The organism is Achromobacter sp. ES-001 (genome assembly GCF_019448355.1).
Classification (GTDB): Bacteria; Pseudomonadota; Gammaproteobacteria; order Burkholderiales; family Burkholderiaceae_B; genus Achromobacter; species Achromobacter spanius_B.
In genome coordinates this window covers 2496228-2520658 of sequence record NZ_CP079940.1, presented here as the reverse complement: position 1 = coordinate 2520658, position 24431 = coordinate 2496228, and the positions used below count along the sequence as shown (strand labels likewise).

The window sequence follows — 24431 nt, the reverse complement described above, 5'->3', positions numbered from 1 at the left end:
ATAAGTAACGCCAAAAACCGGCTGTTTTCATCGATTGGGATTGTCGACCCAACGGCAATAATCCAGGCTCTCCCCAGACCAGAAGCACGTTGCATGTGTAATCTGCCCTACCCAGACATGAAGTCCTTTTCCTTGCGCCGCGCAGCCAGCGGGAGCCGTCGATGAATCAGCAGGCCACTCTGAGTTCGTCGCTGCTGGCGAAGTTCCCTGTGCTGGAAAAGGTCCGCGCACTGCCCAAGCCCGTCTTGCTTGGCGCGGCGGCCGCCGTCGTCGCGCTGATCATCGCCGCGGTGATGTGGAGCAGCGAGCCCAAGTACAAGGTCCTGTTCTCGAACCTGGACGACCGCGACGGCGGTGCCATCGTTACGGCCCTGGGCACCATGAACGTGCCCTACCGCTACAACGAGACGGGCACCGCGCTGCTGGTGCCGGCCGACCGCGTCTACGACGCCCGGCTGCAACTGGCGTCGCAAGGCTTGCCGCGCGGCGGTTCCGTCGGCTTCGAGCTGATGGACAACGCCCGCTTCGGCGCCAGCCAGTTCGCGGAACAGATCAACTACCAGCGCGGTCTGGAAGGCGAGCTGGCCCGTTCGATCGAAGCCATGAATACCGTGCAGCACGCCCGCGTGCACCTGGCCATGCCGCGCCAGTCGCTGTTCGTGCGTGAACGCCAGGCGCCCACCGCGTCCGTGCTGCTGAATGTCTACCCGGGCCGCAGCCTGAGCGACGCGCAGGTCTCGGCGATTTCGTGGCTGGTGGCCTCCAGCGTGCCCGAGCTGACCGCCGAAAACGTCTCCATCGTCGATCAGAACGGCCGCCTGCTGTCCGCGCCGCTGGGCGAAGGACGCGGCATGGACGCCGACCAGATGCGCTTCGTGCGCGAAATGGAACAGCGCACCGTCGAACGCATCCTGACGATCCTGAACCCCTTGGTCGGCCCCGGCAACGTGCACGCGCAAGCCAGCGCCGACGTGGACTTCGCCCGCCGCGAAGAAACCTCCGAGGTCTACCGCCCGAACCAGGAACCTGGCCAGGCCGCCGTGCGCAGCCAGCAAACCAGCGATTCCACCCAGCGCGGCGTCAGCCCCGCTCAGGGCGTGCCGGGTGCATTGTCGAACCAGGCGCCTCCCAACGCGCAAGCGCCGCTGGCCAACCCGCCCGCGCAGCAGCCGCCGCGCCCGGGCCAGCCGCCCGCCGCGGCCGGCGCCCAGCAACAGCAGCAACAACAACAGCAGACCGGCACCCAGGCGGCCACGGCCAACCTGAACGAGCGCCGCGACGCCACCACCAACTATGAAGTGGACCGCACCATCAGCCACATCAAGCAGCCGGTGGGCAACCTGAAGCGCCTGTCGGTGGCTGTGGTGGTGAACTACATCCGCGACAAGGACGGCGAGCCGCAAGCCCTGCCGCCCGAAGAACTGAACAAGCTGACCAACCTGGTTCGTGAAGCCATGGGCTATTCCGAAACGCGTGGCGACTCGCTGAACCTGGTCAACAGCCAGTTCAACGATGGCCCGCCGCCGCTGCCGATGTGGCGCGATCCGGAAATGATTGCCCTGTTCAAGACGATCCTGGCGTGGCTGGTGGGTCTGGTGGTTGCGTTCTGGCTGTATCGCAAGATTCGCCGCTCGGTCACCGAGTACCTGTACCCGCCGGTGGATCCGGAAATGGCTGAAGCCGAGCGTCAGGAAGCCGCTCGCGAGGCCCAGGACGCCGCCCGCAGCAAGGAACTTAGCCGTTACGAAGACAACCTGGAACGCGCCCGCACGATGGCCAACAAGGATCCGCGCGCCGTCGCGATGGTTCTGCGCACCTGGATGAGCAAAGATGAAAAATGATTCCACTCCGATGGACGGCATGACGCGCAGCGCCGTCCTGATGATGTCGCTGGGCGAAGACGCCGCAGCCGAGGTCTTCAAGTACCTGAGCGCGCGTGAAGTGCAGCAGGTGGGCGGCGCGATGGCCAGCCTGAAGCAGGTCACGCGCAACGACGTGGCCGTGGTGCTGGAAGAATTCCGCCAGGAAGCCGACCAGTTCATGGCCGTCACCCTGGGCTCGGACGACTACATCCGCAGCGTGCTGACCAAGGCGCTGGGCAGCGACCGCGCGGCCGGCCTGATCGAAGACATTCTGGAAGCCGGCGACGGCGGCAGCGGCATCGACGCGCTGAACTGGCTGGACCCGAACACCGTGGCCGAACTGATCGGCGACGAGCACCCGCAGATCATCGCAACGATCCTGGTGCACCTGGAGCGCGACCGCGCGGCCGGCGTGCTGGCCTTGTTGACCGACCGCCTGCGCAACGACGTCATGCTGCGCATCGCCACGTTTGGCGGCGTGCAGCCGGCTGCCCTGTCCGAACTGACCGAAGTGCTCAATTCCGTGCTGGCCGGCCAAGGCGCCAAGCGCAGCAAGATGGGCGGCGTGCGCACCGCGGCCGAGATCCTGAACATGATGAATTCCTCGGACGAGGAAACCGTCGTGGCCAGCCTGCGCGAACGCGACAACGACCTGGCACAGAAGATCATCGACGAGATGTTCGTGTTCGACAACCTGCTGGACGTCGAAGACCGCGCCATCCAGCTCATCCTCAAGGAAATCGACAACGACACGCTCATGGTCGCGCTCAAGGGTGCCCAGGAAGAGCTGCGTGCGAAGTTCCTGCGCAACATGTCCAGCCGTGCCGCCGAAATGCTGCGCGAGGACCTGGAAGCGCAAGGCCCCATCCGCATGTCGAAGGTGGAAGGCGAGCAGAAGAAGATCCTGCAAATCGCCCGCCGCCTGGCCGAGAGCGGCCAGATCGTGCTGGGCAATTCCGGAGACGACGCGTATGTCTGAAGCGGACAACGGCGCGACGACGCTCATCTCGCGCAGTGCCGCCTGGCGGCGCTGGCAGATGCTGTCGTTCGACGAGCCGGCGACCGTCGAAGCGGAGCCCGAACCGGAACCCGATCCCGGTCCGGACCCCGCGGTAGTGATGGCGCAGCTGCGCGCCCAGGCCATGGCCGAAGGTCGCGAGGAAGGCTACGCGCAGGGCCATGCGGCCGGCGTTGAAGCCGGCCAGCAGGCGGGCCACGAAGCAGGGTACGCCGCGGGCCGCGAAGCCGGTTACGCCGAAGGGCTGGCCCAGGCGCGCCAGCAAGGCGCGGAGGAAGCGCAGCGCTTGAACGCGCTGGTGCAAGCCTGCGCCGCGTCCGTGGGCGCGCTGGAAGAAAAGATGGGCCAGAGCCTGCTGACGCTGGCGCTGGACATTGCGCAGCAGGTCGTGCGCACCACCCTGTCCGAACAACCCGACACCGTGATTGCCGCCGTGCGCGATGTGCTGCACATCAACCCGTCGGCCGGCGGCCAGATGCGTTTGTGGGCCAACCCCGAAGACATCGAGCTGATCCGCCTGCACCTGGCGGACGAACTGAAAGAAGGCCATTGGCGCGTGCTGGCCGATGAGTCCATCGCGCGCGGCGGCTGCCGTGCCGAAACGCCTTTTGGCGATATCGACGCCACCTTGCAAACCCGCTGGCGCCGCGTGGCGGCCTCGCTGGGCCGCAACGTGTCGTGGGAGGACCCGGCGTGAACGGCGATCAGGCTTCGGCGCAGACCGCCCAACCCACCCTGCCCGCCGCGTCCGCGAGCACGGTGCCGGTGCTGGACCGCTGGAAGACGCAGCTTGAGATCGGTTCGATCCGCGCGGCGTCCACCGACCCCTGGCTGGTCAGCGGCAAAATCACCCGCGCCACCGGTCTGGTGCTGCATGCCACCGGCCTGCGCCTGCCCGTGGGCGCGGCCGCCCGCATTGAAATAGCGCGCGGCCACGATCACTGGGCCGATGCCGAAGTGGTGGGCTTTGATGGCCACACCTTGTATCTGATGCCGCAAGCCGATATTTCCGGCCTGCCGCCCGGCGCGCGCGTCGTGCCCGGCGAGCCGCCCGTGCAACGCGCAATTCCGCTGCCGCGCAAGGCCGAATTGAATGGCAATGCCAAGCCGCAGCTGGGCCGCCACCTGCCCGTGGGCAACGCGCTGCTGGGCCGCGTGCTGGACGGCGCGGGCCGCCCGCTGGACGGGCTGGGCCCGCTGACCGGCGCCGAACTCGCGCCCTTGTCCGCGCTGCCCATCAACCCCTTGTCGCGCGCGCCGATCGACACCGTGCTGGACACGGGCGTGCGCGCCATCAACGGTTTGTTGACGGTGGGACGCGGCCAGCGCATGGGCCTGTTCGCCGGTTCGGGCGTGGGTAAATCCGTGTTGCTGGGCATGATGGCCCGCTACACCAAGGCCGACGTCATCGTCGTGGGCCTGATCGGCGAACGCGGCCGCGAAGTCAAGGAATTCATCGAACACAACCTGGGCCCCGAGGGCCTGGCGCGCTCGGTCGTCGTGGCCGCGCCCGCCGACGTGTCCGCGCTGCTGCGCCTGCAAGGCGCGGCCTATGCCACGCGCCTGGCCGAGCACTTTCGCGATCAGGGGCTGGACGTCTTGCTGATCATGGATTCGCTGACGCGCTACGCCATGGCCCAACGCGAAATCGCGCTGGCCATCGGCGAGCCGCCCGCGACCAAGGGCTACCCGCCGTCGGTGTTCGCCAAGCTGCCGATGCTGGTCGAACGCGCCGGCATGGGTGCACCGGGGCCGTCCGGCAAGGCCGGTTCCATCACCGCGTTCTACACGGTGTTGGCCGAAGGCGACGACCAGCAAGACCCCATCGCCGATTCGGCCCGCGCCATCCTGGACGGCCACGTAGTGCTGTCGCGCCATCTGGCCGAAGCCGGCCACTACCCCGCCATCGATATCGAGGCGTCGATCTCGCGAGCCATGACGTCGCTGATCACGCCGCAGCAATTCGCCGTGGTGCGTCGCTTCAAGCAGAACCTGTCGCGCTACCAGCGCAACCGCGACCTGATCGCGGTGGGCGCCTACGCGGCGGGCAACGATCCGCAGCTGGACGAAGCCATCGCCCGCTATCCGCGCCTGGAAGCCTTCTTGCAGCAAGACATCGGCGAGAACATCGGCTACGACGAAGCCGTCAACCAGTTGCGCGCCAGTTTCGAGTTAAGGGACACCTATGCCTAGCCAATTGCCCTTGGACATGTTGATCAACCTGGCCAAGGAAAGCACGGACGAAGCCGCGCGCCTGTTGGGCCGCCTCAGCGCCGAACGCACCAACGCCGAGCGCCAGCTGGGTATGTTGAGCGACTATCGCCAGGACTACCTGGAACGTCTGCAACAGGCCATGACGACCGGCATGTCGGCCAGCGATTGCCACAACTACCAGCGCTTTATCGGCACCCTGGACGACGCCATCGGCCAGCAGCAGGCGGTGTTGCGCCAGGCCGATGACAACCTGGCCAAGGGCCGCCAGTACTGGCAACAGGAAAAGCGCAAGCTCAGCTCGTACGACGCCCTGGCGCAGCGCGAACTGCGCGCGCAGGCCGTCGTGGAATCGCGCCGCGAACAACGCGCCAATGATGAATATTCCGCCCGCCTGGTCCAGCGCCAGGCCGGGATGCATTAAGCAATACCTAACAGGAAGCCCCAGATGACCGCTCCCCTGCCCTTGCCCACCGTCGCGCCTTTTGCGCCCACGTCCATCGCCGACGCGCTGGGTGCCAAGTCCGCACCCGCGAACAAGAAAGGCCCGAGCTTTTCCGACGTGCTGGCCCAGCAGCGCCCGAAGCCGTCCGCCGATTCGCGCCCCGCAAACAACGGCGCCAAAACGCCCGCCAAGAATGCAAACGCCGGTGACGCCGGCAACGACGCCGCCGGCAAGGCCGAATCGGCCGCCTCGGGCGCGATCGATGAAGCCGTAAAGACCGCCACGTCGGCCGAAGCCGGCGCGCTGGCCGTGGCCGCCGCGCAGCAGCCGGTTGCCGCGCTGCCGCAGCAAACGCTGGAACTGGCGGCGCAGGCCGCCGAACAGGTGCAGCTGGCACGCGGCACCGCCGAGTCCGCCGCCACCGCGATGAGCAACGGCGCAGCCATCCTGACCGCCGCGCTGACCGCCGCCGATGCACCCGCCACCCCGCGCACGCCGGTTGCCGCCACCGCCGTCCAGGCCGAAGCTGCCCTAGCCGCCGCCGCGCGCGACGCCCAGGCCGCGCAACCCATCCTGACCAGCGCCGTCAAACCGGGCAGCGCCGTGCCCCCGGCAGCGGACGCCGCGCCGGCCGCCAAGCCCGCCGCGCCCACCACGGCCAAGGCCGATGCGCCGCGTCTGGCGCCCGAGATCCCCTTGCCGCGCGTGGCGCGCGACACGCACGCCGCTGCCGCCGAGCACACGACGACGTTGCCCGCCCACACCGAAGAGGAATTGACGGCCGCCCTGAATAGCACCGCGCAGCAATTCCAGGCGCCGCAACATGGCGCCACGCCGCAGGACAACCTGGCCCAGGCGCTTGCCGCCGCCAGCCAGCGCCAGGCCGCGCCGGTCGTGAACCAGGCCGCCATCGCCCCGCCGGCCGTACCGCTGGTGATGCAGGTCGCCACGCCCGTTGGCGGCACGCATTGGGGCACCGAGCTGGGCCAGCAGGTCGTCATGATGAGCACCAACGCACGCCAGGGCATGCAGACCGCCGAGTTGCGCCTGGACCCGCCCGACCTGGGCCCCTTGCGCGTCAGCCTGAACCTGTCGGATGGCGTGGCCAGCGCGTCGTTCGTGTCGGCGCATGCCTCCGTGCGCCAGGCCATCGAAACCGCGATCCCGCAACTGCAACAGGCGCTGGCGCAAGCCGGTATCTCGCTGGGCCAGACCAGCGTGGGCGAGCAGGCCGCGCAGCAGGAATTCGCACAGCAACAAGGCAACGGCGGATCGCATCGGCAGTCGGGCAATGGATCGGCGGTTGCCGATGCATCGGCCGATATCGCCGCGCCCACCGTGACGGTGTCGCGCAACGCCAACGCACTGGTCGACACCTTTGCCTGATAAACACGCGGCCCGCGACCGGCAACGGAAGCGGGCGGTGCAGCAATAGCTTGAGATACGCGGCTTTCGCCCTGTTTTTCGCCTCCAAGGCGAGACGCACTTTGGGGCAGAATGCTTTCATCCACTAAGAATCCGTTTTCACCAGCGGCTTAATACGCATCGAAACCGAGATGGCGACTACCAAACCTATTACCGCGCCGTCGGGCGCCAAGAAATCCGGCGGCATCGGCGTCCTTCGCCTGCTGCTGGGCCTTCTGGTCCTGCTCATCGTTGCAGGCGCCAGCGCCGGCGCAACCTGGTTCATCACGCAGCGCATGCAGCAACCGCCCGCCGGCGCTGCCGTGCAATTGGGCGTGGGCCAGGTGCCCGGCGGCCAGCCCGGCCAACCCGGTCAGCCGGGTCAGCCCGGCCAGGGCCCGCAAGCCACCCCGACCACGTTTGTTGCGCCGCCCGCCGGCCCCATCGCCGTGCCCGCGCCGATCTTCGTGCCCATCGAAGCATTCACCGTCACGCTGCAAAACGCCGACACCGAACGCATCATGCACGTGGGCCTGACCCTGCGCGTCAGCGACGAGCAGACCCGCACGCGCCTGGAAAAGTACATGCCTGAAGTGCGCAGCCGCATCCTGATGGTGCTGTCGTCGCAATCGCCCACCGGCGTGCAGACCCAGCAAGGCAAGACCGACATGGCCAACGCGATCAAGGTCGCGGTCAACCGTCCGTTCTCGCCGTTGCCCGACGGCCAGTATGTCACCGACGTACTGTTCACGGCGTTCGTGGTGCAATAAGCATGGCCTACGAGGCATTTCTTTCGCAGGACGAAGTCGATGCGCTGCTTGCCGGCGTTACCGGCGAGAGCGATAGCAAGTCGGCGGCCGCGAACTCCAATGATGGCGCGCGTGCCTACGACCTGAGCTCGCCCGAGCGCGTCGTGCGCCGCCGCATGCAAACGCTGGAGCTCATCAACGAACGCTTTGCGCGGCATATGCGCAACGTGCTGTTGAACTTCATGCGCCGCAGCGCCGACATTACCGTCGGCTCGATCAAGATCCAGAAGTACGCGGACTTTGAACGCAACCTGCCCGTGCCCAGCAATCTGAACATGATTCAGATGAAGCCGCTGCGTGGCACGGCACTGTTCACGTATGACCCGAACCTGGTGTTCCTGGTTATCGACAGCCTGTTCGGTGGCGATGGCCGCTACCACACGCGCGTCGAAGGCCGGGACTTCACCACGACCGAGCAGCGCATCATCCGGCGCCTGCTCAACCTGACCCTGGAAAGCTACGGCAAGTCCTGGGACCCCGTCTATCCGATCGAATTCGAGTACGTGCGCTCGGAGATGCACACCAAGTTCGCCAGCATCACCGGCAACAATGAAGTGGTGGTCGTCACCTCGTTCCATATCGAATTCGGCGCGACCGGCGGCGACCTGAACATCTGCCTGCCCTATTCCATGATCGAGCCGGTGCGCGATCTGCTGACGCGGCCGCTGCAGGAAACCACGTTGGAAGAAGTTGACCAGCGCTGGTCGCAGCAGCTGTCGCGCCAGGTGCGCAGCGCCGATATCGACGTGGTGGCGGAATTTGCGCGCATCCCGTCCTCGATCCGCGAACTGATGAATTTGAAGGTGGGCGACGTCCTTCCCGTGGACGTGCCCGAGACCATCATTGCCAATGTGGATGGCGTGCCGCTGATGGAATGCGGCTACGGCGTCTTCAACGGCCAGTACGCGCTACGCGTACAGAACATGTTTACCTACGATACCGATTCAAACGAGGCCCCCGACCATGACTGACAAGAACGAGCCTGGCTCCGGCTCGTCCCCGGCCGACGACTGGGCCGACGCGCTCGCCGAACAATCCCGCGCCAACCCGCCCACGCAAGCCGACGGCTTAAAGCCGCAGGACGACTGGGCGGCCGCGATGGCTGAACAAACCGCCTCGGCGCCCGCTGCTGCGGCACCGGCGCCCGCGCCGGCACCGGCTGCTCCCGCACCGGCCGCTGCCCCCGCTGCCCCCGCCGCGCAATCGGCAGCGCAGTCGGTGTTCAAGCCGCTGGCCGGCGCCACAAGCGGCACCGGTACCGACATCGACCTGATCATGGACGTTCCCGTCCAGTTGACGGTTGAACTGGGACGCACCCGCCTGACCATCAAGAACCTGCTCCAGCTGGGCCAGGGTTCCGTGGTCGAGCTGGACGGCCTGGCTGGCGAGCCGATGGACATCTTCGTGAACGGCTACCTCATCGCCCAAGGCGAAGTCGTGGTTGTGGAAGACAAGTACGGCATCCGCCTGACCGACATCATCACCCCGTCCGAGCGGATCAACCGCTTGAACAACCGCCGCTAGCAGTCCGGCGCCATGACTGAATCCGCCCTGCTGCGCGTCATCATCGGCCTGGTGCTGGTGGTGGCCGCCATCCTGGTATCGGCCTGGCTGGCGCGGCGGGCCGGATTGACCCAGCGCGGCGGCGGCAACCTGCTCAAGCAAGTGGCCAGTCTGCCCGTTGGGGCGCGCCAAAGCATCGTCGTCGTTGAAATCGACAACACCTGGCTGGTGGTGGGCGTAGGCCCGAACCAGCTCACCACGCTGCATACCCTGCCCGCCGGCCAGATGCCGGAGGGTTCGCCCTTGCCCGCCGCGGCCTTCGCGGCCAAGCTGGGCCAGGCGCTCAAGCGCCGCTAGCGCGACACGCGCATCTTTGCGACACCCATGAGCTTTCTCTCTCGCACGACACTCCTGCCTGCTCGCCCGCGCGCGCTGCCCCTGCTGGCCGCCGCCGCGGTGCTGGGCCTGGCCTTCTTTCCCGCCGGAGTCGTCGCCCAGGCCACCCTGCCCGCCCTGACGGCCACCCCCGGCCCCAACGGCTCGGAGACGTATTCGCTCAGCATGCAGACGATGCTGCTGATGACGTCCTTGTCGTTCCTGCCGGCCGCCTTGCTGATGATGACGGGCTTCACCCGCATCATCATCGTGCTGGGCCTGTTGCGTAGCGCGATGGGCACGGCGATGTCGCCGCCCAACCACGTGCTGATCGGGCTGGCGCTGTTCCTGACCTTCTATACGATGTCGCCGGTGTTCGACAAGATCTACGCCGACGCCTACAAGCCCTTGTCCGAAGGGTCGATCCAGTTCGAGACCGCCGTGGAACGCGCCGCCGGTCCGCTGCGTACGTTCATGCTGCACCAGACCCGCGAGAACGATCTGTCGCTGTTCGCCAACCTGGCCAAGCAGCCCGCGCTGGAAGACCCGTCGCAGGTGCCCTTGCGCATCCTGGTGCCCGCCTTCATCACCAGCGAATTGAAGACGGCGTTCCAGATCGGCTTCACGATCTTCATCCCGTTCCTGATCATCGACCTGGTGGTGGCCAGCGTGCTGATGGCGCTGGGCATGATGATGGTGCCGCCCGTGACCGTGGCGCTGCCGTTCAAGCTGATGCTGTTCGTGCTGGCCGATGGCTGGAACCTGCTGATGGGCTCTCTGGCCCAGAGCTTCTACCAATAACGCCGGAGCAATCGCCATGACCGCGGAAACCGTCATGACCATGGCCTACCAGGCGATGAAGATCGTCCTGGCGATGGCCGGCCCGCTGCTGCTGGTGGTGCTGGTGGTGGGCCTGGTCATCAGCATCTTCCAGGCCGCCACGCAGATCAACGAAATGACGCTGTCGTTCATTCCGAAGCTGCTGGCCATGTGCGGCGTGCTGGTGCTGCTGGGCCCGTGGCTCATCGGCGTCATGGTCGACTACATCCGGCAGCTGATCGGCCAGATTCCCATGCTGGTGTCCTGAGCGGCCCGCGCCGCCCGGCCCCGGACGTCTCCCCATGATCGCCTTCACGCTCGAACAGCTCAACGGCTGGATCGGCCAGTTTCTCTGGCCCTTCGTGCGTATCCTGGCGCTGATCGGCACCGCGCCGCTGTTCTCGGAATCCGCCGTTCCCGTCAAGGTGAAGGTCGGCCTGTCTTTCGTGCTGGCCGTGGCGGTAAGCCCCGCGCTGGACCCCATGCCGCCGATCTCACCGGGCTCGTATGCCGGGCTGTGGATGGTGATGCAGCAGGTGCTGATCGGCATCGCCATGGGCTTCACGATGCGCATCGTGTTCGCCGCCGTGCAGACGGCCGGCGAATTCGTCGGCCTGCAAATGGGCTTGTCGTTCGCCTCGTTCTTCGACCCCAGCGCCGGCGCCAACACCGCTGTGCTGTCGCGCCTGTTCAACATGGTGGCCATGCTGACCTTCCTGGCCCTGGACGGCCACCTGCTGGTGCTGGCCGCCCTGGTGCGATCCTTCGACACGCTGCCGGTCGCGGCGATCCAGCTGCACCAGAACGGCTGGGGCGTCGTGGTGGAATGGGGCAAGACCGTCTTCGTCTCCGGCCTGCTGCTGGCACTGCCGCTGATTTGCGCGCTGCTGACCATCAACCTGGCGATGGGCATCCTGAACCGCGCCGCCCAGCAACTGTCCGTGTTCTCGGTCGGCTTTCCGGTCACGCTCATCATCGGCGTCACCGTGCTGACGGTGGTGCTACCCCACGCGGGACCGTTCCTGGAAACGCTATTCGAATCCGGGTTGGGCGCAATGAGCCGCGTGGTGGATGCGTTGGCGGGCCGGTAGGGCCTTGCCCCTGTGATGCTGGCGGGTTGGTAGGACTGCGCCGCGCCGTCGCACTTCCAGATGCCAGGCCAGGTACAAGGCGTACCGGACGCCGCCGTCACCCCGTGCTCGCATTGCCCTGGCTTGACGAGGCGCCCGCCGCGCCGGGACGCAAGCGAATCGATTCGACGATCGCGTCCCATAACGCCACGGCCTCCGCGTCCGATGCAAACGCGGGCGGCGGCGGGTTGCCTTGGTTGTCGCGGTTGCGCTCCAGGACACCCAACTGCGCGGCTAGATTGGGCTCGGTGATCGAGTCATCCTTGCCTTGCGATTTCCAGGTAAAAGAGTAAAGCCGCTGTCCTTCCTGGCTGCCCGCCGTGGCGTATTCCTCGGCCTGGATCGGGCCGATGTTGCGCTCGCCTTTGCGCAAGGTGGTCATGCCCGCGACCAGCTTGGCAACGCCCATCAGGAAGCCGCCCATTCTTTCCAGCAAGCGGTTTTCTTCGGCGCCGGTGCTGGAGCGGAATAGAAATTGCGCCCCGGGATGGTTGGGAAAGGTCACGCCCACCTCGAAGTCTTCGACTTGGAATGCGCTGCCGGCGATGAAGGCGCCGTCGATGCAGAAGCCAGGGTCGGTCGGGATTTCCAGCGGTTGGCGTGAACGCAGGTTGCTGGTCCAGGTCTTTGCGCGTTGCATCGCGCGCTCTTCGCGGTCATAGGATATTTCTGGTCGCGAGCGATACACCTGATGGGAAGGCTCAGCAATCGCATAAGCCTCTAGGCGATAGACCTCCGAGTTAACTCTGCTGGACCAGGAGTAAATGCCCCTAGCCCCTGGGCCAAACTCGATGCGTCGCACAAACATACTGCCACCGGTCTTGCTATGGGGCTGCGCCTTCAGTTCACGCTCTCGGGCATCGAGAATTCCCGCGATCGCAGAGGCCGGATCTTGCAGTTTTTCCAGGCTTACGCCCCATAGACGATAGCTCGGTCTGACCACGGCATTTGGTGGCAGGTCGATGGCGAAGCGACCAAAGCAGTGAGTGATCCATCCTTCTTTGTTCACGGTGGAGCTCCGAGATGGACTCGGGAAAGCGGTGCAACCGGACAGCGCCAGGGAAGCCGCCACGCCAGCAGCAATCAATGCTCGAAACACAAGATTCATATCGCTGCCTATCAGAACGCTTTGACCAGCCGCCACGGCACTACACGCCCGTCGACCAGCGGCAAAATCTGGCCATGCATGAAGGTCTGCTCAGGTTCCTGCGCCGCGCCGTCGCACTTCCAGATGCCAGGCCAGGGACAAGGCGTACCGGACGCCGCCGTCACCCCGTGCTCGCATTGCCCTGGCTTGACGACGCGCCCGCCGCGCCGGGACGCAGGCGAATGGATTCGACGATCGCGTCCCATAACGCCACGGCCTCCGCGTCCGATGCAAACGCGGGCGGCGGCGGGTTGCCTTGGTTGTCGCGGTTGCGCTCCAGGACACCCAATTGCGCGGCTAGATTGGGCTCGGTGATCGAGTCATCCTTGCCTTGCGATTCCCAGGTAAAGGAGTAAAGCCGCTGCCCTTCCTGGCTGCCCGCCGTGGCGTATTCCTCGGCCTGGATCGGGCCAATGTTGCGCTCGCCTTTGCGCAAGGTGGTCATGCCCGCGACTAGCTTGGCGACGCCCATCAGGAAGCCGCCCATCCTTTCCAGCAAGCGATTTTCTTCGGCGCCGGTGCTGGAGCGGAATAGAAATTGCGCGCCGGGATGGTTGGGAAAGGTCACGCCCACCTCGAAGTCTTCGACTTGGAATGCGCTGCCGGCGATGAAGGCGCCGTCGATGCAGAAGCCGGGGTCGGTCGGGATTTCCAGCGGTTCGCGTGAACGCAGGTTGCTGGTCCAGGTCTTTGCGCGTTGCATCGCGCGCTCTTCGCGGTCATGGGATATTTTTGGTCGCCAGCGATATACCTGACCAGAGGGTTCCGCAATGGCATAAGCCTCTAGGCGATAGATCACCGAGCTAAATTCGCTGGACCAGGAGTAAATGCCCCGCGCCCCTGGGCCAAGCTCGATGCGTCGCACAAACATACTGCCACCGTTCATGCTATGAGGCTGTGCCTTCAGTTCACGCTCTCGGGCATCGAGAATCCCCGCGATCGCAGAGGCCGGATCTTGCAGCTTTTCCAGGCTTATGCCCCACAAACGATAGCTCGGTCTGACCACGGCATTCGGCGGCAGGTCGATGGCGAAACGGCCAAAGCAATGCGTGATCCATTCATCTTTATTCACGTTGGAACTCCGAGATCGGGTTGAAAAGGAAGTACACCCGGAAAGGGCAAGGGAAGCCGCCACGCCAGCGGCAATCAACGCTCGAAACACGGCATTCACGTCTTTCTCCTATCGGAAGGATGCCAATCTGCAAGTTGCGCGATCTTGATCACGCTAAATATCGCTGCCCATTGCGCGCGTTCGTCGACATAGCTATCCGCATGCTCGTAGCCTTTTTCTTTGTTGTATTCGCCATAGCCTTTACTGCCATGCCGGAAACTGGCCGTGATGCCACTCCTCCCGGGAATTCGACCGGAGTCGGTTGAAACGGTGCCATCGCCGCCGCTTCCATGCGTGTCCTGACCCTGCTCGGTCCACGCCGACGTGGTCGGCACCAATCTGGGAAGACTGCGTGCGAATAAACCTTGGTAACTGCCGTTACCGTCATCGCAGGGTTTGGCACCAAACATCTCCAGTGCAGTGGGATCGCCTTGCCAAATAACTTCGCGCCAGCTATGCAAGCCATCATCGGCGCCGTAGTGGGCATAGGTGTGCGCGTGATATCCCCTGGCAGCTAAAGCGCTTTGAAACCCCATCGCATCGATCACCAGTTGCTGAAAATCTTCTCTAGCGTCTGCGGTGGTCACCGATCCCTCCGATTTCTCCAACATATTCAAATACTTCGTGTTCTGCTCCGGCACCAAGCCATACCACGCTTCGGTTTTATAAATTTCTTCGTACGGATTCCCGCGTTGCGGATAGGCGCGGGGAACACCGGCTGCGTCTTTCAACACCTGCCCCTTGGCATCGCGCAGGAACAGCCATGGCATGCCGCCTCGGTGCTGCGTCGTGGGTAGCAATTCCAGGCCGCCCGGTGAACGCCCCACGACTGCGGTGACCTCGCCGGCGTTGGATCCCAGGATGATCTGAACCGCGCCTTCGTAACCGCAGCGCATGTGGTGATAGGCCGCTGGTGCGCCGCTGGCGGGCTGCACGCCGTGGACTACGCCTAGCACGCGGTCGTACCCCTGCAACTGAGTCAGCGCGCGGCTGACGATGCCGCCCATCGAGTGCGTGACCAGGATCACCTTCATGCTGTCGGCCTGTTCGGCGCTGATCCCGCCTTCTTCGCGGTAGTGGGCGAGCACCGTGTTTTCGATGTAGTCGCGGATGTCTGCTGCGGAATCCGCATTGGATTGCAGCCAGTTGTAGCCGCCGCACCAGACGTCGAACTGGTATTTGCCGGCGCGGATCAGTTCATCTTCTGTCAGCGCGGTGACCTGGCCCCGTTCCTCGCCGTATTCCGCGGGGTCGCGCAGGCTTTCTTCGTTCCACCATTCCTGAATTTTTCGAGCGCGATAGATGTTGTCCAGCCGTTGTTCCAGGCGGGCCAGGAACGGGTGGTAGTACATCTTGTGAGCGCTGCCCCACCCCCGTCGTCGTGCCGCGTCGGCGTTTAGCCCAGAATCGCCCAGACTGATCGGGCCGCTGCCGTCCACCTCGACGGCCGCCGGATCCAGCAGCTTCTGACGCACCTTTGGACCCCGGCTCCACCAGGTAAAGATCGCGGCAATCAGCCCAAAGATATCGGCGATTGAAAAGCTGGTATTTGGCGGTTGCCATACCGACGCCTTGGTCGCTTTATTGCGCAAATTCGTACCCATGATCCCGGGCAGAAACACCACCGGTATCGGCGCCGGCACGGAGCAAAGCAGCACCTTGTCGCGCTTGTCTTCTGTCGGCGTCAGGCGTGTTGAATACACTCGCCGGCCCAGGTCGTCGCGTGTACACGGAATCAGCACCTCGTCATCGGGCAGCATCGGCTTCATGCGTTTTCCTTGCGATTGTCTTGTGCGTCGGAATCAGCCGACACGGTGCGCATGCTGACCAGGTCCATCAACAGATCCTGCTGCATGGGCAGGCGGCCCTGAGCGTCGGTGACCACCTGAAAGATGGCGCCGTCACCCCGGCGCAATTCCACCTTGGTGTGCGCCAGCGGCTCTAGGCTGGCGGCGTCTCGTACGACGTAGGCGTCGTCGAACGGGGTTGCGTCCCAGGTGTTGAATTCCATTGACGCGCTGCTTGGCCCCGAAAAAACGTGCTGCGCTGCCTTCACCGTAAACGTGCCCGGCATGCCCAGTTCGATGTTGCCGTCGGCAATCTTGATCGTCGCCCCGCCGCACAACAGCGTGATGTGTTTGTCGGCGGCGACCAGCACGTGTTGTTGGCTGGACGTGATTTCCGCGCTTTGATCGGCCTGGATGCGAATGGCGTTGTGCTGCGCCTGTAGCAGCATTTCGCCTTGATGTGCGATCTGGCGCAGCGCGCCGCTTTGCGAGAACAGGCCTACATCGCCGCCCGCGTTCAGCACGATCTTGTCGCCCGCGCTGACCTGCTGATGCTGTTGCGCGACGCTGTCCACATTGCCCCCGGCCGACATCACGATGCCTGCCGGCGTGGCGGCGGCGATGCCGGCTGGGGCGCTTAGGCCGATGGCGCCAACGTCGCCTAGGCCGTTACCGTCCGACTGGTTATTGGCGCCGTGGCCCAGGTCGCGCACCGCATCCGACAGGGATTGCTGCGGCTGGGCGTCGTGGGCGACGCCTTCGTGCTTCTCGGCGTAATCCCCCAGGTTGCGGGCAAGTTCCAGCGCCGCTTGCAAAGCCGCGACGATATCGGACCGGTCCAGCTGCCCGCCCTTGGCGTGCAGTTGCGCCTCGGCCGTCAGCAACAATCCCTTCGCCGCCCGCAGCGCTCCATGTTCATCCGTGCGCAGTTCGAACCCTTCACCGCGAGCTTGCCCACCGCTTGGACGCGGATGGGTCAGATACCCCAGATGCAGCTGCGTGTCGCCGTGTTCGCTCATCAACGCCGCGCTGATCTGCGCGGACGTGTCATCCAAGCGCAATTCGTTGGCGCGATTGCCCCTGAATTCCTTGCTCTTGATGGTGTTCAGGACGTTGTGCCGTGGCAATTCATAGGGCGGCAGATTGGTCGCTCGGAAAGTTCTGCCGATTATCAGCGGCTGGTCCGGGTCGCCGTTCGCGAATTGCACGATGACCTCTTGCCCGATGCGAGGTATCGCCATGTGACCCCACTGCGCACCGGCCCAGTTTTGCGATACGCGAATCCAGCACGAGCTATGTTCGTTGTGCTCGCCTACGCGATCCCACGGGAATTGGACTTTGACGCGGCCCCAGTCGTCGCAATAGATTTCTTCATTGGGCGGGCCAACCACCGTGGCCATCTGGTGGCCGTCGATGCGGGGATTGGGTAAGGGCTCGGGCTTCCAATCGACCTTGTCGGGCACCAGTTCAGCGGTGTAGCGGTATTGTGTCCCCCCCTGCGATCCCGATCCTTCTTCTTCCTGGCTCGACGGCTGCACGCCCCGATGTTGCATCCGCACGGGTCGCCAACCGTGGTTCCAGTCTTCGCGAGGATGACCGACAAGATCGAACGCCACGCCAGGAATCAAGCGCGCGTCATCCCCTTCGACCAGTGCAACGCGCGCATCGCGGCGGTGTCCCAGCAAACGGGCCAGGGTAAACGGCTGGCCCGCCTCGTCGCGCTTGTAGCGGCCGGGGTAGTCGTAACGTTCGTAGCGGGCATCCTGATGAGAAAGATCCGATGCAACCGGCGAATGTTCCTGGCTGTAGCGCGGATGCGTGTAGGTGTAGTCGCGCTGAGTCTGCACGGCGGTGCGCACGCGCTCGGCATAAGAAAACCGATGCAACGCCGGTTCTGCCTGATCGCCTCCCGGCATCGGGTTGTAAACCACCGGCCCGCCCGCGATCTCGCCGTGGATATAAATCCGGTCGCCATGAATCAGGCGGTGCCCATGCTCCGAATGCGCATAGCGATAGAAATAGCCTTCCTCGGCCGCCAGCCTGTCGATAAACGCCAAGTCCGTGTCGCCTGCCTGCACGCAATATTCGCGCGGCAGGTGTTCCTGCGTCGTCACCTGTTCGTAGTCGGAAATCCCCTGCCGTTTGATGACGTCGGCCAGGATCTCGGGCGCGGACAGATGCTGGTAGATGCGCCAATCGGAACACAGCGCGGCGCGCGCCAATGACGGTTCCAGCACCAGCCGGTACCGCGTGCGCCGAAAGCCCGTGTCGCCTTGAACAAATTCGGTGACGACGCCGTGCACGTGCCGCATAGCCACCGCCCCGCGCCATATCGTGAACAGCGCGGGCTGATCCAGCAAGGCGCCGAAATCCACCGCGGGATCAAAGCTGGACAACTCCACGCATAGCCGATACGTCTCGGACAGCGCCTCGTCCAGCGTGAATTCAATGACGTCGAATGCCGCGCCACTGGCGGGCGTGAACGTAAAACGATAAATGTGCGCCTGCAAAGACACTGGCCCCTCCAGGACGAATCCAATGAGAGGGGCCAGTGTGCGCAGCGTAGGCGCCGCGCGTCTATAGGAGGCTTACGAAAAAGGCTACGGCTGCCCTGTCAGGCGGAAGACGCGAATCGTCTCGCGCAGCGCGCCGGACTGCGTGCCCAGCTGCATCACCGCACCGCCCAGTTCCTGCACCAGCGCCGTGTTCTGCACGGTCATTACGTCCATCTGCGACACGGCGGTATCGACCTGCTCGATGCCGCTGGACTGCTCTTGGGACGCTTGCGAGATCTCGCCGATGATGTCGGTGACCCGATTGACGGCGGCCACGATTTCTTCCATCGTCGCGCCCGCCTGCTCGGCCTGCGCCGAACCTTCCGACACGCGGTCCACGGAATCCTCGATCAACCCCTTGATCTCCTTGGCCGCCTGCGCGCTCTTTTGCGCCAGGCTGCGCACTTCGCCCGCCACCACCGCGAAACCCTTGCCGGTTTCGCCGGCGCGGGCCGCTTCCACGGCAGCGTTCAACGCCAGGATGTTGGTCTGGAACGCAATGCCTTCGATGATGCTGACGATGTCGGCGATCTTGCGCGAGCTGGCCGAAATGCCGTGCATGGTGTCCACCACCTGGCCCACCGCCACGCCACCGCGCCGCGCCACGTCCATGCTGCTGGCCGCCAATTGGTTGGCTTGACGTGCGTTGTCCGCGTTCTGGCGCACGGTGGACGTCAGCTGCTCCATGCTGGCGGCCGTCTGCTGCAAGGAAGACGCCTGCCCTTCCGTGCGGCCGGCCAGTTCCTGGTTGCCGCGCGCGATGTGCACGGCCGCATGCGTCGTGCCCTCAATGCCGCGATAGACGTCCTGCGCGATGCCGATCAGGCTCTTGCGCATGACTTCCAGCGAGAACTTCAAGCTGCCGACTTCGTCATCCGAGTCCGCGATGATCTGCGTGGTGAGATTGCCGGCGGCCACCTGGCGCGCCATGTTGGCGGCATCCTGCATCGGGTCCAGCAGCGACCGCGACAAGCTCCAGCCCATGCCGAAAATGGCCATCACGCCCAACGCGATCACCCCGCAACCCAGGCCGGCGCCCCACACGCCCAAGCTGTCCCAATTGGCGTGCAGGCCATAGGCGCCCGCGCCCGCCACGATGCCCGCGGACACCAGGGCATGACGGAACATACGGCTGCGCACGCTGCGCCGGAACGGAAACGCGATCACGTCCAGGCCACGCCGCCAACCAGCGCGCACCGGCCGTCCGCGCTTGATGCGGACGCCGCGTGCCGTGCCCTCGCGGATGCGGGCGTAGAGATCTTCTGCCATCTCGATCTGTTCGTCGGACGGGCGCACGCGCACGGACGAATACGCCACCACTTCGTCGTTCTCGACGATGGGCGTGGCGTTGGCCAGCACCCAGTAGTAGCCACCGTCCTTGCGACGATTCTTGACAAGGCCCAACCACGACTCGCCGGCTTCCAGCGTTTCCCACAGATCTGCGTAGGCTTCGGGCGGCATGTCGGGATGGCGCACGATGTTGTGCGGCTTGCCGATCAGTTCTTCGCGGGTAAATCCGCTGACTTCGACAAAAGCCGGGTTCGCGTAAACGATGCGGCCCTTGGTGTCGGTGCGCGAGATCAGGTACTGATCCTCGCGCAGCTTGGTTTCCACATCGTTGATGGGTAGGTTTACGCGCACAGCTAGTCTCCAGTGACATCTATAGAGCAGCGAATGATTAGCAGCGAGCAAACCGGCCGTAACGCCCCGGATAAACCTGTCCCCGCCCGGTTTGTCCGATGGACGCGCCGCGAGCGCCGCCCTATCGTCAAACACTGTTCACCGCCCTTCCCCAGGCGTTATTGTTATTAACGGACTTATTTTCGAAAACTTAACGTGCGTATTAATTCGCCGCTTGGGCGCGGGCACGTCAGAGCATTGCGACGTCACAGCATGGCGACGTCACAGCATTGCAACGTCACGACATTGCATCGTGACGCCGTCCAGCATGAAGTTCCCGCCGAGGCGTGCCCCGGCGGGAAGTCGGTGGCGATCAGCCCTGCGTCAACGTCGGCGACGCGTAGCCGCTGAGTTGATGCGCGGGCACTTCAATGACTTCGCCCGCGTTGATCTTGAACACGGCCACGGCTTCGGCCAGGCGATGCGCCTGATCTTGCAGCGAACCGGCGGCAGCCGCCGCTTCTTCCACCAGCGCCGCGTTCTGCTGCGTCACTTCATCCATCTGCGAGACGGCGCGGTTAACCTGGTCGATGCCGCTGGACTGCTCTTCCGATGCGGCCGAGATCTCGCCCATGATGTCCGTCACGCGCTTCACCGAGGCCACGATTTCCTGCATCGTTGCACCGGCGCGTTCCACCTGCTGCGAACCCGCGCCAACCTTGTGCACCGAGTCTTCGATCAAGCCCTTGATTTCTTTGGCGGCCTGCGCGCTGCGCTGGGCCAACGAGCGCACTTCGCCCGCCACCACCGCAAAGCCCTTGCCTTGCTCGCCGGCACGCGCCGCTTCCACGGCGGCGTTCAGCGCCAGGATGTTGGTCTGGAATGCAATGCCATCGATGACGGACACGATTTCCGAGATCTTGCGCGAGCTGGCGGAAATGCCCTGCATCGTGCTGACCACTTCCGACACCGCCGAACCACCGCGCTCGGCCACGTCCGACGCGCTGGCGGCCAATTGATTGGCCTGGCGCGCGTTGTCGGCGTTCTGCTTCACGGTAGATGCCAGTTCTTCCATCGACGCGGCGGTTTCTTCCAGCGATGCCGCCTGCTCTTCCGTGCGGCTGGACAAGTCGGTGTTGCCGGCCGCGATCTCGCGCGAACCTACGGTGATCTCGTCCACGCCACGGCGCACCGTCGCCACCGTACGCGACAGGCTTTCCTGCATGCGCTTGACGGCAGCCATCAGCTGGCCGATTTCATTATGCGATTTGACTTCCACGCGGCTGGTCAGGTCGCCGGCGGCGATCTTGTCGAAGTGCTGGCCGGCTTCCACCAAGGGGCGCACCACCAGGCGGCCGAACAGGATGCGGCAGAACACCATCAACAGCAGGGCCAGGCCCACGGCGACGCCCACGGCAACCATGGCGCGGTTGAAGTTGGCTTCGGCCTGGTCGATCGTGGCTTGCTGCTGGTCGCCGATGTACTTGCTGAAGTCGCTGATCGCCTCGATGAAGGCGGCGCTGCGCGGCGTGCCGTATTCGTTGTTCACCATGTAGAACGTTGAATAGTCTTCGCTGCGCAGGGCTTCGACCATCGTGTCGACGCCGTCGTCAATGTACGAGCGATAGCGGCGCACCAGGTTCATCGACAGCTGGCGGCCGGTGTCGTCCTGAAGCATGTTTTTCTGGAAGTCCGAGAAGCGGCTGCGCACGCCCGTCAGCAGGTCCGTGGCGCCCTTGAGCGCGGCGGCTGCATCGCGTGCCGAGTTCTCGCCGCTGCCCCAGCCCGATTCCTGCAAGTGGCGCGCGGCCACCATCAGGCTGACGCGGGCGCGCAGCATGTCGCTGTTAATGACCTCGACCTGCTTGGCACGTTCGGTCAGCGCGTTGACTTCGCGGATGGACTCGTAATTGTGCTGCAAGAAGAATGCCGCCAGACCGCCGACGGCCGCGATCAAGATCGCGAAGAACGCCATGACCCACAGCAGCATCGTGCCGACGCGGGCGTCGCGCAGCCGTAGCTTGCGTTTCACCTTGGGTGCGCGCGCGGCCTTTTTCTTGCCGCCTTTGCCGGCCTTTGCGCCGGATTCGAGACTCGCTTCCATATTATTTCCCCATCCCTCAGGAACTGCTCTGACCAAATGAAAAACCACCTTGTGGACACGCCCTGTTACACGGCGGGTACATTCAAGGCGACGTACATTGCGGCGTGAGCCGCAATGCTCTCTACCGGATTTCCAGCGCTACTTGCCTTTCGGCGCCAACACGGCCGGTTCGCCCGGACCAGGTATGTAGATGGTTTGGACCTCGGGTTCGGCCACGGGCTGCGCCCAGTCCTGACGCACGTCGGGCATGGGCGCGGGGCCCAGCAACTTCTGGCGTTCCCAAGGTTCCAGCAGAATATTGGTGCTGTCGACCAGCCGCATCAAGCGACCATCCGGGCCGAACTGCAACAGCGCTTCCTTGCGGCTGTACAGCCCATCGGCGACAAACGTGATCTTGAAGGACCAGAGGGCAAGCTGCGTGCCGTCGGTCTGTCTGTATAGCTTGTCAGGCGGCGCGGTGAGCGCGCGCGAGGCTTCTTCCAGCGTCGTCTGGCCCGGGGTCAGGGTGCCCAGCTTGCCCGGATCAAAGTTATGACCCGTGGCCGCGCAGCCGCCCAGCAACAACGCGATGGCGGCGGCCGCCAGAAGATGTCTATAGCCTCGCATACCTTACCTGTTCGCCGGCTGCGCCGGCATCAAAAAGATTCCCAGTCGTCGTCGGACGGCGCGGTGCGGCGGCTCGGCGCGGGGGCCGGTTTGGCCTCACCTGCCGGGGCGGCGGCGCGCGGTGCCGGACGACGCACCGGACGTGTCGCGGTGGCGCCTTCAGCGGCGGCGGCCGGCTTGGCTCGCGTGGCATGCGTCAGGCGCACGGCCGGCGCGGCGCGCGCGGGTGCCGGCGCTTCGGCGGGCGCCTCGGGCGCGGCAGCCGGCGCGGCCACGCGCGGCGCGCGACGCTGCGGTTGCTGCTGCGCCAGCTGGCGAGCCGGCACTTCGATGACTTCACCCGCATTGATCTTGAACACGGCCACGGCCTGGACCAGGCGCTCGGCCTGCTCTTGCAGCGAACCGGCCGCCGCGGCGGCTTCTTCCACCAGCGCCGCGTTCTGCTGCGTCACTTCGTCCATCTGCGACACGGCGCGGTTGACCTGGTCGATGCCGCTGGACTGCTCGTCCGAGGCCGCCGAGATCTCACCCATGATGTCCGTCACGCGTTTCACCGACGCGACGATTTCCTGCATGGTCGCGCCTGCGCGTTCGACCTGCTGCGAACCCGCGCCAACCTTGTTGACGGAGTCTTCGATCAAGCCCTTGATTTCCTTGGCGGCCTGCGCGCTGCGCTGCGCCAGCGAGCGCACTTCGCCCGCCACCACGGCAAAGCCCTTGCCCTGCTCGCCCGCGCGCGCCGCTTCCACGGCGGCGTTCAGCGCCAGGATGTTGGTCTGGAAGGCGATGCCATCAATAACGGAAACGATTTCCGAGATCTTGCGCGAGCTGGCCGAAATGTCGTGCATGGTGTTGACCACTTCCGACACCGCCGAACCGCCTCGCTCCGCCACGTCCGACGCGCTGGCGGCCAACTGGTTGGCCTGGCGCGCGTTGTCGGCGTTTTGCTTCACCGTGGACGCCAGCTGTTCCATCGACGCGGCGGTTTCCTGCAAGGAAGCGGCTTGCTGCTCGGTGCGGCTGGACAGGTCCGTGTTGCCGGCGGAGATTTCACGCGAGCCCACGTTGATTTCGTCCACGCCACGGCGCACGGCCGACACGGTGCGCGTCAGGCTTTCCTGCATGCGCTTGACCGCCGCCATCAAATGGCCAATTTCATTGGACGAGGTGGCTTCCACGCGCACGGTCAGGTCGCCGCCCGCGATCTTGTCAAAGCTCTCGCTGACGGCGCGCAAGGGGCGCAGGATGACGCGGTTCATGAACAGGAAGGCGCCCAGCGACACAGCCAGGATCAACGCGGCCAGGCCCAGGTACACAAACGTCATCGTGGACGCCTGCGAGCGCGCGGCCTGCACTTCTTGTTCGCTGAAGGTATTGATGTTGCCGGCGAAATCGCTCAGCTGCTTGAAGAACGCACCGCTGGCGGCGCCCGCCTTGGTGTTCTTCAGCGTCAGGTACGTCGCGGCGTCGCCCTTGTCCAGCGCGCCCATCATGGCCTGCAAGGCCCCCGAGAAGGCGTTGAACGTCGCAATCAGCTCGCCTTCCGCCGTCTTGCCCATGGTCGTGAGCTTGGGCACGGCCTTGAACGCTTCCATCTTCTTGTTCGCATCGCCGATCAGTTGCTGCACGGTGCGCGAGTTGTCGGCGGCGCCGTTCGCGTCGCCCGCCGCACGTTGCGCAGCGGCGATATCCGCACGGATCGTGGCGCGCAACATCTGCGTGTACGCGTCCTTGATCAAATTGCTTTGCTGCACGCTCAGCGAATCCAGCGCGTTGATCGTGACAGCACTGGCCTGCATGCTGTTCCAGCCCAAACCAATTGCAACCAGTGCGGCCAGGGCAACTGCCAACTGAGCGAGCATCAAGCCCGTGCGCACCTTCAGATTGCTAAACATGTTCCAAGAGTTCCGGTAGTCGTCCCGGCG

21 protein-coding genes are annotated in these 24431 nt (G+C 64.9%); 13 read left to right on the top strand and 8 right to left on the bottom strand.

From position 1 onward, the window contains the following. Positions 1–161: 161 nt before the first annotated feature. The 13 genes from fliF to fliR all read left to right on the top strand — a co-directional run bounded on the left by fliF (position 162) and on the right by fliR (position 11537). The gene (gene fliF, locus KYT87_RS11385; RefSeq protein ID WP_219992260.1) at positions 162–1841 is read left to right on the top strand and encodes a flagellar basal-body MS-ring/collar protein FliF; all 1680 of its coding nucleotides are present in this window, start codon (positions 162–164) and stop codon (positions 1839–1841) included. Then, positions 1831–2841 carry a flagellar motor switch protein FliG gene (gene fliG / locus KYT87_RS11380; protein ID WP_046807471.1) on the top strand — a complete coding sequence of 337 codons (1011 nt, stop codon included), beginning with the start codon at positions 1831–1833 and terminating at the stop codon, positions 2839–2841. The genes fliF and fliG overlap by 11 nt, the downstream gene beginning before the upstream one ends. Continuing rightward, complete coding sequence (fliH, locus tag KYT87_RS11375) at positions 2834–3577, top strand: flagellar assembly protein FliH (protein WP_046807472.1); 744 nt, start codon at positions 2834–2836, stop codon at positions 3575–3577. Before fliG ends, fliH begins: the two co-directional genes overlap by 8 nt. Positions 3578–3639: 62 nt before the next feature. Further along, a complete protein-coding gene (gene fliI, locus KYT87_RS11370; protein WP_162941321.1) occupies positions 3640–5073 on the top strand; it encodes a flagellar protein export ATPase FliI in 1434 nt (477 codons plus the stop codon). After that, complete coding sequence (gene fliJ, locus KYT87_RS11365) at positions 5066–5515, top strand: flagellar export protein FliJ (RefSeq protein WP_046807473.1); 450 nt, start codon at positions 5066–5068, stop codon at positions 5513–5515. The genes fliI and fliJ overlap by 8 nt, the downstream gene beginning before the upstream one ends. Positions 5516–5539: 24 nt before the next feature. Next, the gene (locus KYT87_RS11360) at positions 5540–6922 is read left to right on the top strand and encodes a flagellar hook-length control protein FliK (protein WP_219992259.1); all 1383 of its coding nucleotides are present in this window, start codon (positions 5540–5542) and stop codon (positions 6920–6922) included. 170 nt (positions 6923–7092) lie between these two features. After that, the gene (locus KYT87_RS11355; protein ID WP_104145628.1) at positions 7093–7710 is read left to right on the top strand and encodes a flagellar basal body-associated FliL family protein; all 618 of its coding nucleotides are present in this window, start codon (positions 7093–7095) and stop codon (positions 7708–7710) included. 2 nt (positions 7711–7712) lie between these two features. Continuing rightward, positions 7713–8720, top strand: coding sequence for a flagellar motor switch protein FliM (gene fliM, locus KYT87_RS11350; RefSeq protein WP_046807476.1), 1008 nt, complete (start codon positions 7713–7715; stop codon positions 8718–8720). Then, positions 8713–9273, top strand: coding sequence for a flagellar motor switch protein FliN (gene fliN / locus KYT87_RS11345; protein ID WP_219992258.1), 561 nt, complete (start codon positions 8713–8715; stop codon positions 9271–9273). Before fliM ends, fliN begins: the two co-directional genes overlap by 8 nt. 12 nt (positions 9274–9285) lie before the next feature. Then, positions 9286–9609 (top strand): flagellar biosynthetic protein FliO, encoded by a 324-nt coding sequence (gene fliO / locus KYT87_RS11340; RefSeq protein ID WP_006219060.1) that lies wholly within the window; start codon positions 9286–9288, stop codon positions 9607–9609. A 27-nt stretch (positions 9610–9636) separates the two neighbouring features. Further along, positions 9637–10428 carry a flagellar type III secretion system pore protein FliP gene (gene fliP / locus KYT87_RS11335; RefSeq protein WP_082134665.1) on the top strand — a complete coding sequence of 264 codons (792 nt, stop codon included), beginning with the start codon at positions 9637–9639 and terminating at the stop codon, positions 10426–10428. A gap of 16 nt (positions 10429–10444) precedes the next feature. Next, positions 10445–10714 (top strand): flagellar biosynthesis protein FliQ, encoded by a 270-nt coding sequence (gene fliQ / locus KYT87_RS11330; protein ID WP_006219058.1) that lies wholly within the window; start codon positions 10445–10447, stop codon positions 10712–10714. Positions 10715–10748: 34 nt separating this feature from the next. Then, a complete protein-coding gene (gene fliR, locus KYT87_RS11325; RefSeq protein WP_046807478.1) occupies positions 10749–11537 on the top strand; it encodes a flagellar biosynthetic protein FliR in 789 nt (262 codons plus the stop codon). A gap of 97 nt (positions 11538–11634) precedes the next feature. On the opposite strand, the gene KYT87_RS29780 is transcribed toward fliR, so the two are convergent. The 8 genes from KYT87_RS29780 to KYT87_RS11285 all read right to left on the bottom strand — a co-directional run bounded on the left by KYT87_RS29780 (position 11635) and on the right by KYT87_RS11285 (position 24401). Beyond that, entirely contained in the window at positions 11635–12585 is a 951-nt protein-coding gene (locus KYT87_RS29780) for a T6SS immunity protein Tli4 family protein (RefSeq protein ID WP_255594077.1), read from the bottom strand. Positions 12586–12844: 259 nt separating this feature from the next. Next, complete coding sequence (locus KYT87_RS29775) at positions 12845–13795, bottom strand: T6SS immunity protein Tli4 family protein (RefSeq protein ID WP_255594076.1); 951 nt, start codon at positions 13793–13795, stop codon at positions 12845–12847. 95 nt (positions 13796–13890) lie between these two features. Then, on the bottom strand, positions 13891–15603 hold the full coding sequence (locus KYT87_RS11310; RefSeq protein WP_219992257.1) for a triacylglycerol lipase: 1713 nt from the start codon (positions 15601–15603) through the stop codon (positions 13891–13893). Continuing rightward, positions 15600–18137, bottom strand: coding sequence for a type VI secretion system Vgr family protein (locus KYT87_RS11305; protein ID WP_219992256.1), 2538 nt, complete (start codon positions 18135–18137; stop codon positions 15600–15602). Before KYT87_RS11305 ends, KYT87_RS11310 begins: the two co-directional genes overlap by 4 nt. 84 nt (positions 18138–18221) lie before the next feature. Continuing rightward, a complete protein-coding gene (locus KYT87_RS11300; RefSeq protein ID WP_120155000.1) occupies positions 18222–19817 on the bottom strand; it encodes a PAS domain-containing methyl-accepting chemotaxis protein in 1596 nt (531 codons plus the stop codon). A 352-nt stretch (positions 19818–20169) separates the two neighbouring features. After that, positions 20170–21900 (bottom strand): methyl-accepting chemotaxis protein, encoded by a 1731-nt coding sequence (locus KYT87_RS11295; RefSeq protein ID WP_046807734.1) that lies wholly within the window; start codon positions 21898–21900, stop codon positions 20170–20172. Between the two features lie 138 nt (positions 21901–22038). Further along, the gene (locus KYT87_RS11290; protein ID WP_046807735.1) at positions 22039–22506 is read right to left on the bottom strand and encodes a hypothetical protein; all 468 of its coding nucleotides are present in this window, start codon (positions 22504–22506) and stop codon (positions 22039–22041) included. 29 nt (positions 22507–22535) lie between these two features. Next, positions 22536–24401 carry a methyl-accepting chemotaxis protein gene (locus KYT87_RS11285; RefSeq protein WP_219992255.1) on the bottom strand — a complete coding sequence of 622 codons (1866 nt, stop codon included), beginning with the start codon at positions 24399–24401 and terminating at the stop codon, positions 22536–22538. Between the last annotated feature and the right edge of the window lie 30 nt (positions 24402–24431).